The organism is Paenibacillus methanolicus (assembly GCF_008124765.1).
Classification (GTDB): Bacteria; Bacillota; Bacilli; order Paenibacillales; family Paenibacillaceae; genus Paenibacillus_Z; species Paenibacillus_Z methanolicus.
In genome coordinates this window covers 133,831-148,183 of sequence record NZ_VNHS01000005.1, presented here as the reverse complement: position 1 = coordinate 148,183, position 14,353 = coordinate 133,831, and the positions used below count along the sequence as shown (strand labels likewise).

11 protein-coding genes are annotated in these 14,353 nt (G+C 59.5%); 1 reads left to right on the top strand and 10 read right to left on the bottom strand.

The genetic code is table 11. The features are described 5' to 3' along the window. Positions 1-354 precede the first annotated feature (354 nt). The 5 genes from BCM02_RS14645 to BCM02_RS14625 are packed head-to-tail and all read right to left on the bottom strand — an operon-like array spanning position 355 to position 8,979. Positions 355-2,316, bottom strand: a complete 1,962-nt coding sequence (locus BCM02_RS14645) for a beta-N-acetylhexosaminidase (RefSeq protein ID WP_148929853.1) — start codon at positions 2,314-2,316, stop codon at positions 355-357. Continuing rightward, positions 2,313-4,589 (bottom strand): beta-glucosidase, encoded by a 2,277-nt coding sequence (locus BCM02_RS14640; protein ID WP_148929852.1) that lies wholly within the window; start codon positions 4,587-4,589, stop codon positions 2,313-2,315. The genes BCM02_RS14645 and BCM02_RS14640 overlap by 4 nt, the downstream gene beginning before the upstream one ends. A gap of 11 nt (positions 4,590-4,600) precedes the next feature. Beyond that, complete coding sequence (gene bglX / locus BCM02_RS14635; protein WP_148929851.1) at positions 4,601-7,147, bottom strand: beta-glucosidase BglX; 2,547 nt, start codon at positions 7,145-7,147, stop codon at positions 4,601-4,603. Between the two features lie 49 nt (positions 7,148-7,196). After that, the gene (locus BCM02_RS14630) at positions 7,197-8,081 is read right to left on the bottom strand and encodes a carbohydrate ABC transporter permease (protein ID WP_148929850.1); all 885 of its coding nucleotides are present in this window, start codon (positions 8,079-8,081) and stop codon (positions 7,197-7,199) included. 28 nt (positions 8,082-8,109) lie between these two features. Then, positions 8,110-8,979, bottom strand: coding sequence for an ABC transporter permease (locus tag BCM02_RS14625; protein WP_148930140.1), 870 nt, complete (start codon positions 8,977-8,979; stop codon positions 8,110-8,112). A gap of 393 nt (positions 8,980-9,372) precedes the next feature. Between BCM02_RS14625 and BCM02_RS14620 the strand changes: the two genes are divergently transcribed. Further along, positions 9,373-9,828 carry a DUF5662 family protein gene (locus tag BCM02_RS14620; protein ID WP_148929849.1) on the top strand — a complete coding sequence of 152 codons (456 nt, stop codon included), beginning with the start codon at positions 9,373-9,375 and terminating at the stop codon, positions 9,826-9,828. Between the two features lie 59 nt (positions 9,829-9,887). Here BCM02_RS14620 and BCM02_RS14615 read toward each other — a convergent pair whose 3' ends face one another. From BCM02_RS14615 to BCM02_RS14595, 5 genes are all read right to left on the bottom strand, one after another. After that, the gene (locus tag BCM02_RS14615) at positions 9,888-12,167 is read right to left on the bottom strand and encodes a carboxypeptidase-like regulatory domain-containing protein (RefSeq protein ID WP_148929848.1); all 2,280 of its coding nucleotides are present in this window, start codon (positions 12,165-12,167) and stop codon (positions 9,888-9,890) included. Continuing rightward, entirely contained in the window at positions 12,151-12,489 is a 339-nt protein-coding gene (locus tag BCM02_RS14610) for a hypothetical protein (RefSeq protein ID WP_148929847.1), read from the bottom strand. The genes BCM02_RS14615 and BCM02_RS14610 overlap by 17 nt, the downstream gene beginning before the upstream one ends. Continuing rightward, the gene (locus BCM02_RS14605; protein WP_246183380.1) at positions 12,486-13,061 is read right to left on the bottom strand and encodes a sigma-70 family RNA polymerase sigma factor; all 576 of its coding nucleotides are present in this window, start codon (positions 13,059-13,061) and stop codon (positions 12,486-12,488) included. The genes BCM02_RS14610 and BCM02_RS14605 overlap by 4 nt, the downstream gene beginning before the upstream one ends. A gap of 154 nt (positions 13,062-13,215) precedes the next feature. Then, the gene (locus BCM02_RS14600; RefSeq protein WP_148929846.1) at positions 13,216-13,740 is read right to left on the bottom strand and encodes a TlpA family protein disulfide reductase; all 525 of its coding nucleotides are present in this window, start codon (positions 13,738-13,740) and stop codon (positions 13,216-13,218) included. A gap of 181 nt (positions 13,741-13,921) precedes the next feature. Then, complete coding sequence (locus BCM02_RS14595) at positions 13,922-14,218, bottom strand: hypothetical protein (protein WP_148929845.1); 297 nt, start codon at positions 14,216-14,218, stop codon at positions 13,922-13,924. Positions 14,219-14,353: the final 135 nt, after the last annotated feature.

The following is a 14,353-nucleotide window of genomic DNA, read 5'->3' as shown; positions in this document are numbered from 1 at the left end:
GTGAGTAGACGAGGTAGTCGTACAAGAGTGGCTTACGCGCGCATGTCGGATTTTGTTAAGCGCTATCATCCACGTTTTTCCTAAACCTTCAAAATTCATGTATCTGGTGTACTCTATTCTACTATGACCAAAGAACCATTAGAAAGACCTATTTTTTGAACTGCGAATGGTAGCTTGGCGAGGGGAGCGTCCACCCTTCGAGTTCTTCCATCGATCTCCATATGCAAGCGAAAAAAGCGCTCGCGGACAGCAAGCCCGCGGCGCCATTTCCAATATTGTGCACGATGCTCGCGTTTTCTAAACGCCGCCCTGTCCGGAGGATCACGATCCGATTCCTCCGGCATCTGCCGCGCGTTATCTTAACTTCTGCAGCTCTTCTTCATATTGACCGAGCAGCTTCTCGAAAGCCGCCGTGCTGGCCGCAAGTCCGCCTTCCCGGTTGCGCGCGAGCCAGAGCCGCTTGAATTCGGCTAGCGTCCGCTGAAGCTGCGCCCGCAGCTGTTCCACCCAAGCGGACTCGGACGCTGCCTCCTCCAGATCCGGGCGAAAAATATACCGATGAAGACCGGCCGCCTGCTCGATCAGGTCGAGCGCGTTGGCCAACTCCGCTCGGAAGAGCTCCGATTCGGCTCCAGGCTCGAAATCCAGACGCGCAAGCTCTTCCCGGCGCTGACGCAGCCACTCCGCCATCTCCGCATACCGCCAGTCTTGGGCGAACGGCGTGCCGCTGCCGCCCAGCACCTTCAGCACCTGGACCATGACCTCGGCATCCCGCTCCAGCTTCTCCCGATCGCTTAATCCTTGCAAGAGCAGATAGGCCGCCAACGTCCGATTGTCCATCGTGCTGCGCTCCAGATGATAATAACGCCCCATCTCCATCAAGAACCGTGCCGCGTCTCCGCCGCGGTCGCGCAGCATGCGCGCGGATACGTGATGCTCGAGCGGTTCCATCCGGTCGAGATTCGCCTCGGTCTGCCAGGCCGCTCCGGCCGCGTACGCAAGAGCGGGGTAGCTGACCGCCGGCGTCTGCCAATGGCCGCCGTCGCCCCAATCGGCGACGATCAGTCCGCTTGCGCCGTGAGTCAACCCGCTGCGCGCCGCATCCGCGATGTTGCCCAGCATATTGTCCGTGCGGCCCGTAATGGACAACCATCCGCTCGTGCCCGGGCAGACGTAGTAGCGGACACCGTGCTCCCGCAGCCTGCGGCAGTGCGGCTCATACGCCACGGGCGCGTCATAGTTCCAGTGCAGCACGGTGACGTCCGGCGGTATCCGCTCCATCAGCTCCGGATGATGCGCCAGCACGTCGCCCCAGATCATCGGCTGCTTGCCGTGGCCGCGCGCGATCTCGAACATCCGCTCCGCGTATTCGAAGTACAGCGCGCCGACGCCTATCTCTTCGGCCCGCGCACGGCTCTCGCCCGTGCCAAGGCCGAACGGCTCATCCATATTCAGATTGACGTAAACGGAGGAGAAGTTCGGCAGCAGCTCGTCGAACAACGCCTTCGCCAGCTCGGCTGACCGCTGGTCTACGGGATTCATCGTCAGCGGCGGCAGCTTGAACGCCAGCGGCTCGGGCGCCGGCATTCCTTCCGGATGTTCCGCGATATCGCGGAACTCCGGCTTCGCCAGCCACGGCCCCATATGCCCGAGACAGTTCTGATTCGGCACGAGATCGATGAACCGCGCGGCCGCGTATGCATCCAGCTCGCGATACTCGGCGGCGGTCATCGGCGTGGCTTCCGGGAATAGATGCGAATGCCGGGCGTAATCGAAGCAGAAGCCTTCCATGTACAGCTGAAGATGGTTGAATTTCAGCTCCGCGAGGCGATCGACGAGCATCCGCAGCGTCTCCATCTTCGGAATTTTGTTGCGTCCAATGTCGAGCATCGCCCCCCGCACGGGGAAATCCGGCTCGTCGTCGATCGCGCAGTGCGCCCATTCCGCGGCGCCGCGCTGGCCTTCGAACAGCTGTCCGGCCGTCAGAAGCGCGTAGTGGAGACCTTGCGCCGTGCGGACGGCGAAGCGCAAGCCGTCCGCGCCCCACGCCAGCCGGTAGCCCTGCGGATGGAGCTCTTCGCGATATTCCACGAGCGCGACGGCGGACGACGGATCGCCCGATTGATCGGCCGATCCGGCGCAAGCCGCCGCCAGAATGGCGGCCAGCCGCTCTTCCGCGCGCGTCTCGGCAGCGAGCCGGGCAGCCGTCTCGCAGGCGGCCCGCAGCTCGAAGCGTTCCGGCCGAGGCGACGTGCCGCCTATAGTCTCGTAGCGGCGCGGCTGCGGGAAGAGGTAATTCGGAGCGGCCGCCGTCATGCCGGCACCTCCCCGTTCAGCTGACGCAGCACCGCCTCGAGCGCGGCTTCGGTGAATTTGCCGCCGCTGAAGGAAAGCAAGCCCCGCAGCGGCATCTGTTCCATGAACGCCCGCAGCATGGCCGAATGCTCGGCGCTCAACTCCTGCGGGAACGGCAGCACCGAGGACAACTGCCGGACGAACGCTTCGCCCGCCGGGCTGCCGCCGATATCCGCCAACGTCGAATTCCGATGGAAGACCATGCGGCGTTCGGTCGTCGATTGCACCGTCACCGTCTCGGACAGAACGATATCCGCCGACGACCGGCCGATCAGCAGCTCGAACTCGCCCGTCTCGACCGTCCATTCGCGCGTCTTCGCGTCGTAATAGGCGAAACCGCGTTTGTCCAGCTCGAACGTCACGACCGCGGATTCGCCAGAAGCCAGCTCGACTTTCTCGAAGCCCTTGAGCTCTTTATCCGGCCGGATGACCGAGCTCGCCTTGTCGCGCACATACAGCTGAACGACCTCTTGGCCCGCGCGCGTTCCGGTATTGGTCACGTTGACGGACACGCGCAGCGATTCCGCGTCGGTCAGCGTCCGCTTATCCACGGTCAGCTCGCTATAGCCGAAGGTCGAGTAACTGAGGCCATAGCCGAACGGGAACAAGGGAGCCAGCTGCTTCTTGTCGTAGTATCGGTACCCGACGAAGATCCCCTCCCGGTATTCGACCCGGTCCCCTTCGCCGGGGAAGAACAGATAGGACGGGTTGTCGGCAAGGCGGACCGGGAACGTCTCGGCGAGCCGCCCGGAAGGATTCGCGTCCCCGAACAGCAGATCCGCGATCGCCCCGCCGAGCGCTTGACCGCCGAGATACGCTTCCAGCACGCCCTTGGCACTGCCCAGCCACGGCATCTCGACCGGCGCGCCGTTGCTCAGCACGACGACGAGGTTCGGCTGCGCCGCCGCGACCGCCTCGATGAGCGCGACTTGGTTCGCCGGCATGCGCAGATGCTTGCGGTCGAATCCTTCGGACTCGTACCGGCTCGGAAGTCCCGCGAACAGAATGGCAACCGAGGCTTCGGAAGCGATCTTGACCGCTTCGGCAGTCAGTACCTCGTCCGGCTCCTCCGCGTCCAGCGCGTACCCTTGCGCGTACCGCACTTCGGCCTGCTCGCCGGCCGACTTCGCCAGCTCCTCGGCGATATCGTCGATCCGGGTCGGCCGGATCTGAGAGCTGCCGCTGCCTTGGTAGCGCGGCGTCTTGGCCATCGCCCCGATAACCGCGATGGCGCCCGCCTTCGCCAGCGGCAGAATGCCGTCCTCGTTCTTTAGCAGCACCATGCTCTCTCGCGCGACTTCCCGGGCAAGCGCATGATGCGCATCCGGATCGAACGTCGTCTCCGGACGCCGGCTGTCGACCGCCCGGAACACGACGGTCAGGATGCGCCGTACCGCCTCGTCCAGCTTCTCCTCCGCAAGCGTCCCGCCGCGCACCGCTTCGATGATTTGGCGCTCGCCTTCGCCGTGGCTGGCCGGCATCTCCAGCTCCAATCCCGCGGCGACGCCTTTCGCCCGTTCATTGACGGCGCCCCAATCGGAGACGACGAACCCTTCGTGACCCCATTCGTCCTTCAAAATGTCCGTCAGCAGCGTTTCGTTCTCCGAGGCGAACGTCCCGTTCACCTTGTTGTACGCGGACATGACGGTCCATGGCTGCCCCTGCTTCACGGCGCCCTCGAAGCTGGCCAGGTAGATTTCGCGCAGCGTCCGCTCGTCGACGATCGAATCCGAAGTCATCCGGCGATGTTCCTGATTGTTGGCGGCGAAATGCTTCAGCGAAGCGCCGACGCCTTGGCTCTGCACGCCGTTGATATGGCTTGCCGCCATCTCGGCGGATAGATACGGATCTTCCGAGAAGTATTCGAAATTGCGCCCGCACAGCGGCGAGCGCTTAATGTTCGCGCCCGGTCCGAGCAGAATGCCGACGTTCTCCGCCTGGCTTTCCCGGCCGAGCGCTTCGCCCATCCGCCGGATGAGCGCGCGGTTCCACGAGCTCGCGACGCCCGCGGCCGACGGGAAGCACGTCGACGGCACGCTGTCGAACAAGCCTAGGTGGTCGGCGGACGCCCGCTGCTTGCGCAGGCCGTGCGGACCGTCGGTCATCATGATCGAAGGAATGCCGAGCCGCTCGATCGCGCGCGTGTTCCACGTATCCGCGCCGGCGCACAGGCTCGCTTTCTCCTCCAGCGTCATCTTCCCGACGAGCGCCTGAATATCTTTATGTTCTGCCATATTTATTCCTCCTATGCTTCATCTTCCGTCAGTTCGAACGCCGCTTCCCGCGTCTGCCGGCTGCTCGGTCCGATCATGGCGCGGAACTCTCCCGCCTCGGCGGCGCAACCGCCCTGGGGCGACCAGAAGGCGAGATCGCCAGCCGTAATAGCGAACTCCACTTCGCGCTTCTCGCCCGGCTCCAACCGAACGCGGGCGAATCCCTTCAATTCTTTGACCGGCCGCACGATGGTACCGTACATGTCCTGAATGTAGAGCTGGACGGTCTCGATGCCCGCGCGCGTACCGGTATTCGCGACTTCTACGCTCACCCGCAGCGTGCCGTTCATCGGCAGCTCGGTACGTTCGAGCTTCAGCTCGCCGTACTCGAACGTCGTATAGCTCAGCCCGTAACCGAACGGGTAGAGCGGCTCGTTCGGACCGTCGAGATATTTGGAAATATATTTGTCGCCCGCGTTCGCCTCCGTCACGGGGCGGCCGGTCCGGTAATGGTTGTAATAGATCGGAATCTGTCCCGCATGCGCCGGGAAGCTCATCGTCAGCCTGCCGGACGGATTGTATTGGCCGCCCAGCACGTCCGCGATGGCATGGCCCGCTTGCGAGCCGAGGAACCACGTCTCGAGGATGGCGTTCATGTGCATGTCGAACCAATCCAGCGTAAGCGGACGGCCGTTCGTCAGCGCGAGCACGACCGGCTTGCCGAGCGCCGTCACCGCCTCGGCGAGCCGCAGCTGCGCGTCCGGCAGCGCGATCGACTGGCGCGACGCCGCTTCGCCGGACATCTCGCTCTCCTCGCCGAGAGCGAGAATGACGACGTCGGCCTGCATAGCCTTCGCGATTGCATCCTCGATGCCGCCTTCGATCGGGTCGCGGACTTCGCAACCTCGGGCATGGAGCAGCTGATCCGGCGCATAGCCCTGAGCCGCCAATCCTTCGTACAACGTGACCGTCTCATGCTGGTAACGCGAGAACTGCCATGGGCCGAGCAGATCTTTGCCGTCCGCGAACGGCCCGATCAAGGCGAGCTTATCCTTACGGTCCCCGCTGAGCGGAAGCGTGCCATCGTTCTTCAACAGCACGATGGACTGCCGGGCGAGCGACCGGCTGGCCTCGAGGTGCGGCTCGCTGAAGTGCAGCTGCTCTTCCAGCTCCGGCCGGATATACCTGTACGGATCGTCCATCAGACCGAGCCGGTACTTAAGCGTCAGAATGCGGCGCACCGCATCGTCGATCTGCGATTCGGACAGCTTGCCTTCCGCGATCAGCTGCGGGATGTGGTCGAACGCGCGCGTCACCATCTCGATGTCCATCGTCGCGTCGACCGCCTTTTTCGCCGCTTCCTTCGCGTCGCGCGCATGGCCATGCTGCACGATTTCGTCAACCGCGCCGTAGTCCGAGATCAAGACGCCGTCGAAGCCGAGCTCCTCGCGCAGAATGCCCTTGAGCAGCGGAACGTTGGCCGCGACCGGCACGCCTTGATAAACGTTGAACGCATTCATCACCGAGGCCGCGCCGGCTTCGATGCCCGCCGCGAACGGCGGCAAATAGACGTTGCGCATGACGGCTTCGGACATGTCGACCGTATTGTAGTCCCGGCCGCCCTCCGCCGCTCCGTACCCGACGAAATGCTTGAGGCAGGCGACCATCGTCCCCGCCTCATGCAGCTCCTCGGGCGTTCGCCCTTGAAAACCTTCCACCTGCGCCTTGGCGATCAGCGAGCCGAGATACGGATCTTCGCCCGCGCCCTCCACGACGCGTCCCCAACGGGGATCGCGGGAAATATCGACCATCGGACCATGATTGTAGACGATGCCGGAGGCGGCCGCTTCCCGAGCGGCGATGGCGCATGCTTCCCGAATCGCGTCCATGTCCCAGCTGCACGACCAGGCGAGCGGCACCGGGAATATCGTCTGCGCGCCGTGAATGATATCGCCGTTGAACAGCAGCGGAATGCCGTGCGGCGACTGCTCCACCGCGATGCGCTGCAGCTCGAAGACGCGGCGAATGTCGAAGGCGCCGAGCACCGAGCCGGCGCGGCCTTCCGCGACGAGCTTCTCCGGCGGATCGGAGTCGACGGCCCCGCCGAACGAGAAGTTCGACGCCATGCATTGGCTCATCTGCCCGATCTTGTCTGCTAAGGTCAACCGGCCGAGTAGCGCTTCCACCGATTCGCGGATATCCGCTTCACCGCGCGGCAATACCGCTTCGTCTGGCTTGCGGTATGACGCGATCTCCTCGGCGAGCGGGGACGCGAGCGACGGACCGGCGCCTCTGGCCCCGCGCAGCTCATGGACGCCGAACAGCGGAATGTCGATCGTGCCTTGGAACGTATCTTCCGAGAAGTCGAGCGCGAGGCGCACCTTCTCGCCCGGACGCCAGCTGGCGCTGCCGGACCCGCGCAGCGTGTCGCCCTCCCGGCGGACGTCGTCGATCCGTATCGGCAGCGGGATCGGCTGCATGGCCAGATCGAGCGCGTAGGCGGATCGTTTGGAAACCTTGATTTGAAGCTTCAGCTTCATGCGTGGCGTTTCGATAAAAGCGTGCCATAGTCCGAGCATAGATAAGTGCCTCCTTCGTGATGACGCAGGCGGGGATGATCGTGAACGATCATCCCTTCACCGCGCCGATGGTCATGCCTTTGACGAAATATTTCTGGAAGAACGGATACACGACGAGCACCGGCAGCACGCCGATGACGGCGATCGCCATGCGGAACGTCTCGCTCGGCAGCTGCGCCAGCGCGCCGCTCGTATTCGAGTTGCTATTGGTCGTTAAATACTGGATATCGTTCATGATGCGGTTCAGCACGTTCTGCAGACTGAACAGATCGGGATTGTGGACGAACACGAGGCCGTTGTTCCAGTCGTTCCAATACGCAAGCCCTTGGAACATGCCCACGGTCGCCATGATCGGCAAGGACAGCGGCAGCACGATCGTCCAGTACGTCCGGTATTCGCCCGCCCCGTCGATGCTCGCCGATTCCAGCACCGCCGCCGGAATCGTCGTCGCGAAGAACGTCCGCATAAGCAGCACGTTGAAGCCGTTCATGAGCAGCCACGGAATGAGCAGCGCGAGCAGCGTGTCCTGAATATCGATCAGCTGCGTGTATACCATGTACGTTGGCACGAGCCCCCCGTTGAATAGCAGCGTGAAGAACACCATGAAGGACAACGTCCCGCCGCCCGGCATATCCCGGCGCGACAACGGGTACGCAAGCAGCGACGTCATAATCAAGCTGGCCGCCGTGCCGACGACCGTTACCAGCACGGTGACGCCGTAGGCGTGGAAGATTTGACCCGACTGCTGCCACAGGTACGTATAAGCGGACAAGCTGAAATCCGACGGGAAGAACGAGTAGCCTTCCGTGACGATCGCCGTCTCGTCGGTGAGCGAGGCCATGATGAGCAGCACGAACGGAAGCGTGCAGGCAAGCGAGAGCAGGATCAGGACGCCGTGCGCCGCCCACTGCCAGATCCGGTTTTCTTGTTCCATAGTGTGATTCCTCCCCGGCGCGCAAGCGTTAGAACAGCGCGTTCTCTTTGTTGATTTTGCGGACGATCAGATTGGAGACGAGCACGAGCGCGAACCCGACGAACGACTGGTAGAAGCCGGCCGCGGACGACATCCCGATATCCCCCAGCTGCAGCAATCCGCGGAATACGTAAGTATCGATGACGTTCGTCGTCTCGAACAAGGCGCCCGAGTTCATCGGCACCTGGTAGAACAGGCCGAAGTCCGAATAGAAAATGCGGCCGATGCCGAGCAGCGCCAGCATGACGATAACCGGCGTGATCATCGGAATCGTGATCCGGCGGATCTGCATCCACTTGGAAGCGCCGTCAAGCCGCGCGGCCTCGTAGTATTCCGGGTCGATCGCGATGATCGCGGCCAGGAAGACGATGCAGGAGTACCCGGCCCCCTTCCACAGATGGACGAGGGTCAGAATGTACGGCCAATACTTCGGCTCGTTGTACCAGTTGATCGGCTCCAGTCCGAACAGCGGCAGCAGCGTCTTGTTCACGAACCCGGTGTCCATGCTCAGCATCGCGTAGACGAGATAGCTGACGAGGATGATCGAGATGAGGAACGGCAGAATGATGACGCTTTGGTACAGACGCGACGCGATCCGGTTCTTGATTTCGTTCAGCAGTATCGCGATGCCCACCGCGATCGCCAATCCCAGCACGATAAAGGCGCCGTTATAAAGGAGCGTATTGCGCGTAATGATGTACGCGTCGTCGGTCTTAAACAAATATTCGAAGTTCTGCAAGCCGACCCAGTCGCTGCCCCAGATCCCCTTGGCGTAGTTGACGTCCTTGAAGGCGATCGCGAGGCCGAAGAGCGGCAGATAGTTGTTGATGACGAGGTAAGCGAGACCCGGCAACATCATGATATAGAGCGGTACGTAACGGCGAAATCGGTTTCGCCTCTTGGTTTGCGTGACGGCGGTCACGGCATTCTCCCCCTTCTGGCTGCTGCTTGCCTCTTCATTCTAAATCCGCGGGCCTCCCCGCTCTACCGCTCAGGCGACCTGTGGCTAGCGGTTTGCCGACCAGGCGACGAAGACGGCTTCGCGCGGATGGACGGAGATTGATTAGGGCGGCAAAAACCCGGCCAAATGGGCTGGCCGGGTGACGAGGTATGTGCAGAAAATCAGTTTCAGTTGTATTTACAGACCTGATGCCAATTGATAAATTTAAACCAATATACAGATGTGTAGCGAAGTAGGGATTTAAAGAGAGTTCGTTCAGAACGGAATGTGGTCTTGGAGAGGAGACGCATCATGCTAAACGCTTATTGGAAATACTTCTTGTACATCCTGAATCACAAATTGAATGTCCTGATCGAATGTTGGAAGGAAGGCCTCTATATTCAGGGGATCATGCACGACTTTTCGAAATTTGCACCCGCCGAATTTTTCCCATATGCTACAAAATTTTATTCCGGAAAACCCTTAACCATAGAAGACGAGCAGCGTTGGAAATACGCCTGGCTGCGGCATCAGCATAAGAATAAGCATCATTGGGAGTACTGGGTCATTAACCCCGAAACAAATGAGGCATTGCCGATGCCAAAGAAATATGTCATTGAAATGGTGTGCGATTGGCGCTCCTTCTCAAGAAAATGGGGACGCAGGGTAAAAACGTCTACGCTAAACCTTACGGATCGCATCGTAGTTCATCCGGATACGAAAAAAGAGCTTGAGCTGCTGACATCTCGTCACCAGTCAAAGGATTGATTACGAATTAAAAAAGGACCCCGAAGGGTCAGGCCATGAGTGCTGATTTGGAGCGGCTATCAATCTACCTCTTCCAGCCTGCGCAAGAAGTCATTCATCGCTTTCTCTTTCGATTCGTCCTGCCACGATTTCAGTATCGCTCCATTCCCGCTGTAATGCCATTCGATCGCTTGCCTTAAATGCGATTGGTAGTCTGGCTTGCCTTCCGCCTCCTGTTTCATAGCCCGCACTAACGCGAGCCAATTGGTCATGGTCTGGCCGAATTCATGCTCTGGGTACCGCGTCGCGAGCTCGATTGCGGACTCAAAGCCATCCGTCAGCAGCAGCTCCGCCGCGAGCAGGTCACCGACGAAGCGGTGGCTGCCGTCTACTTGGACAGAGGCGAGGAGCAGTTCCCGAGCCTCGGCATATTTACCCTGTTCCAGCAAGCCGCCCGCATAAATCGCATCTGCGTAGGAATGATCCTTCTCGGGATTATGCGCTACGTACGAAGCATAATACTTCTCCGCTTCCGCCCAGTCGCGCGCTCCGGCTTCGTATTCGAAGAGACGGAACAAATATTGCCCTGAAGGCACGAGCGCGTACAGCCGCTTCAAATACGGCATCATTGCAGCTTCGTCCGTTGATTGTCTGTCCATGGATGACTTCGCGTCATACACGCGCATGATCATACGAAGGCTATGCGTATCCTCGGCGTTCGCGTCCGCCGCCTTCTTGTAGGCAGTCAAAGCCTCGTCGAATTTGTCCGCCAGCAGCAGACGATCCGCTTCGGTCAGCGGACGACCAGACAGCCGAAAGAAGGGCAGTTCGCCGACGGTATCCGTGTTCAGCCGGTAGCCGTTGCTGCGGGAAATCATCGTCCCGTCCGCGCGGTACGCCTCGACGCTCCAAGAGAACTTGCCCGCCGGATAAGCATACCCCAGGAGCGAGATGGGATCGGGAATCTGCTTGCCTCCCACCGTTCCGTCCACGGATTTGTACTGAATTCCGCCACCGCTCGCTTCCAGCTCCGTTAGCGGCACGTCCGCCTGATGGTCCTTGATGCGGCCGCGAATCAACGTGCCGGATGAGGAGCCGCCGATATGAACATAACCGGACAACTCATAGTAAGCCGCTCCGTCTACCGGCTCCCATTCAAAATGAATCGCGTTGCCCGTAGTTGGCTCATTATTCACCGGCCCGACGATCGTAATCAGCGGTTCAAGGGTCACGGAGCGGCTCAGCGACTCCCCGCTCTTGACTTCGATCCATTCGTTCGCCCTGGTCGGCCAGGCCCATCCGTCAATCTGCTCATAGTCCAACCCGATGAAGAGCTGATAATAACCGGGGATGACATCGGAGAACGCGAAACGCCCCTCGGCATCGGTCAACACCTGGTAGGGTTCTTCCTCTATCACGCTATGAAAGACCGCCGCTTCTTGCCTTAAGTAGACGCCAATCTGTCCCATTGGCTTGCCATCGCTTCGCTTAACCGTGCCCGATACGCTCGATAGCCGCAGCTGACTGCCTTGTTCGTTCCGCATCGATTCCAGCTGATCCGTCAAACCCTGCAGCGATTCCATCTGATGATCGACTTGACTATTTTTGGCGTCGGCCGCGGCTGGATCAAGCTTCTCCAGCTCTCGCTTATAATCCTCTTCATCCGCCTTTACTTTGGCAATCGCCTCCTCGAGGTTGCCTTCCCGGAGCAGCATGGCAGCCTGCAGCGCGGTTACTTGCTGAAGCACCGTATAATCGCGCGTTTTCTCGCTGCTGGACAGGATCTCTTCCAGCATCTCGGAAGCTTCCTCATATCGGTTCATGGACACCAGCTGCTTCGCTTGATCGATCCCGTACCGAACGCTCTCCCAAGGATTTGTCGTCCGTGCCCTGCCGCTCTTAAGTACGCGAAGCGCCAATTCCGGCTGCCCGGTCGAATTATAATACAAGACCAGCTGCTTTACCGCACTGTACAGATCGCCACCCGAAGGGCCGTTCTCCGCATACGATTGAAGATAAGGCAGCTTCTCTTCCCAAGTGAGCCGCGGCTGCTTTCGATCCGCAGAGCCGCCGGATTGCGATGTCCCCGGCCCAATGCGCACATCAAACCCGTGTACAATCGAATCGCTTCCATCCCCCAGGATATAGGTACGGGTCAACTCCCATTGTTCCTGGCCGTCCTTCGCGTTGGCGAACCGGGCAAGCAGCGCTTCCTTCGCCGGAACGCCTCCCCGTTCGATCGTTTGCTTCGCCGCATATCGGTTTAGCGCAGGATCGATGACGGTAAAATAACAGGCAAGCAAGATGACGATGCTCGCCGCGGCAAACACGAGATGTTTGATTTTAACGCGAATCCGCAATCGAAGTCACCGCCCTCTCGTAATCGTCTATCCAATACGTATTTCCCCCAACCTCGATCAGCCGCCGCGTTTCGTGGACGAAGAGCTGCTCCTTGGGCGACTTCTCGCCACGGGTAAGCAGCAAAGCGCAGATAAGCAAGAAACAGACCGCAGCCACGGGAATAAGCGGGATCTCGATCTCTTGATTCCACCATGCGCGAAGCCGCTGTTTCCAGTCCGGCTGCCGAGCAGCTTTCATGAAGACCTTTTCCGCACCGGCAAAATACAGTTCGCCAAGCTCTTCGGTCAGCCGTTCCTTCATTTCCGTTTGCTCGTTCGTCATGGCCGAGCCTCCTGCTCTCGATTCAGTATGTCTTTCAATTGCGCCCGTCCGCGCGCCAATCTCGCCTTGACCGTATTCAGGTTAAGCGCCAGCTGTCCGGAAATCTCGGCAATCGGCATCTCATGATAATAATAAAGCGTGATAACCTCCCGATAGTTGTAAGCCAGTTGATGAATCGCGTGACTGACGCTCCCGCTCTGCCATTGATCAAAGAACATCTCTTCGGGGCCAGGCTCATCGCTCTCGAGGAGAAGACGCTTCTCTCCTAAAGTGGGGAAAATATGCCGCCAACTCCATGTCCGCTGCTGCATGCGGCATCGGTTCACGACGATCCGCACGAGCCACGCGTGAAGCTGATCCGGATGGTTCAGCTGGGCGATTTTGCGAAAGGCTTGCAAGAACGTATCTTGAACCGCTTCTTCCGCGGCTTGCCGGTCCTTCACGAGCAAATAGGCCGTACGCAGCAGGTTGTCTCCATAGCGGTCCATTACATAGCGTAGGGCCGATTCATCTTTCTCGCGTAAACGGGCAACGACTTCCGCGGCTTCCAATAACGTTCTCACCTCTCTCATACTAAAGATGCGTCCTGCATGAAATAGGTTGCACGGTTCAAAATATTTGACTTCAGCGTTCGCCGGGAATGACAATCCGGACAATGCCATCATCGTCAAAAGACCCCGATGACATGGGATCATCGGGGTCTTACTGTTGAATTGCGACGTCCGCTTATTGAAAATCGGGAGCCGACTGAATAAACGCCTCCATGTCGCTCCTGTCGATTGATCCGACCCGGGACGAGGCGACTTCCCCTTTCGCATCCATAATAAACAAAGCCGGAAAGCCGGTCTTGCCCAGCTTCTCGTGAATGCTGCCGTCCTCGTCGAGCAAGACGGGGTACGTGATGCCGTACTTCGTCAAATACGCCGCCAAATCTTCTTCCGTATCCCGATGATAGAGATTAATGCCGATCACATGAACCTGGTCCTTGTACTTCTCCTGCAGCTCGACCAATTTCGGCGCATCCTCGTTGCAATACGGACACCAGGACGTGAACACCTGCAGCACGGTCGGTTTCTCGGCAAAATCAACGGTTCGCGGGAGCTTCGTCGCGAAATCGTTCAACGTCATCGTGGCCGCTCCGGCGGTTGGTTCGTTCTCTTCGCCTGCCAAATTCGCGACCATCACATACACGATGGCCGCGAACGCCACGGTGAAGGCGAGCGCCGTGGTCCATTTCGTCCATTTACGCATGAATCAGCCCTCCGCTCGTAGTTACATCCATCTTTGTAAATTCTAACAAATCCGCCACGAATTTTCACTTCCTAGTTATGTCCGTCCCGAACGTCAATAAGACGCCGGACCACGATTCGGCGCCTTCTCTCGCGGACATGAGAATCCACGCCATGCCCATTGTCATCTCCCGTTGCTCCTGCTAGATCACCGTATAATTCCCTTCGATCTTACGGACCGGAATGAGAACATGCGGCTGATCGGTCGGCGTGAACTGTTTGATTTCGGCCCGATCGGGATCCGGAACCCAGTACATTCGCCCCCACCTGCGAACGATCCAGCCCTCGTATCCGGCGGGGACAACGTCTAACTGATCCACGGGTACATCATCGACGAACGGAAAATAGGCCCCGAACAGATTGCCCCAATATCCGATGACGCGACAAGACGCTTTGATTCGCGCTTTGTGCAGCCGCTCTTCTTTCCACCACGCCAACATGACAACACCTCTGCCCTTGATGGAAGTTTGGCTCTGTCTATTTATTTTACCCGGAAACGTATAATGCGCAATCGAGAAGAAACCTCGCCGCTCGCTATGGGGCATAATGAAGACATGAACGTTAACCAAATGATT

What these genes read in the sequence shown, in the direction of transcription:
- BCM02_RS14620 (WP_148929849.1), top strand. Translation starts at nt 9,373, where the DNA reads ATGCTAAACGCTTATTGGAAATACTTCTTGTACATCCTGAATCACAAA.
- BCM02_RS14600 (WP_148929846.1), bottom strand. Translation starts at nt 13,740, where the DNA reads ATGCGTAAATGGACGAAATGGACCACGGCGCTCGCCTTCACCGTGGCG.
- bglX (WP_148929851.1), bottom strand. Translation starts at nt 7,147, where the DNA reads ATGCTCGGACTATGGCACGCTTTTATCGAAACGCCACGCATGAAGCTG.
- BCM02_RS14645 (WP_148929853.1), bottom strand. Translation starts at nt 2,316, where the DNA reads ATGACGGCGGCCGCTCCGAATTACCTCTTCCCGCAGCCGCGCCGCTAC.
- BCM02_RS14625 (WP_148930140.1), bottom strand. Translation starts at nt 8,979, where the DNA reads ATGATGTTGCCGGGTCTCGCTTACCTCGTCATCAACAACTATCTGCCG.
- BCM02_RS14605 (WP_246183380.1), bottom strand. Translation starts at nt 13,061, where the DNA reads ATGAGAGAGGTGAGAACGTTATTGGAAGCCGCGGAAGTCGTTGCCCGT.
- BCM02_RS14640 (WP_148929852.1), bottom strand. Translation starts at nt 4,589, where the DNA reads ATGGCAGAACATAAAGATATTCAGGCGCTCGTCGGGAAGATGACGCTG.
- BCM02_RS14610 (WP_148929847.1), bottom strand. Translation starts at nt 12,489, where the DNA reads ATGACGAACGAGCAAACGGAAATGAAGGAACGGCTGACCGAAGAGCTT.
- BCM02_RS14595 (WP_148929845.1), bottom strand. Translation starts at nt 14,218, where the DNA reads ATGTTGGCGTGGTGGAAAGAAGAGCGGCTGCACAAAGCGCGAATCAAA.
- BCM02_RS14630 (WP_148929850.1), bottom strand. Translation starts at nt 8,081, where the DNA reads ATGGAACAAGAAAACCGGATCTGGCAGTGGGCGGCGCACGGCGTCCTG.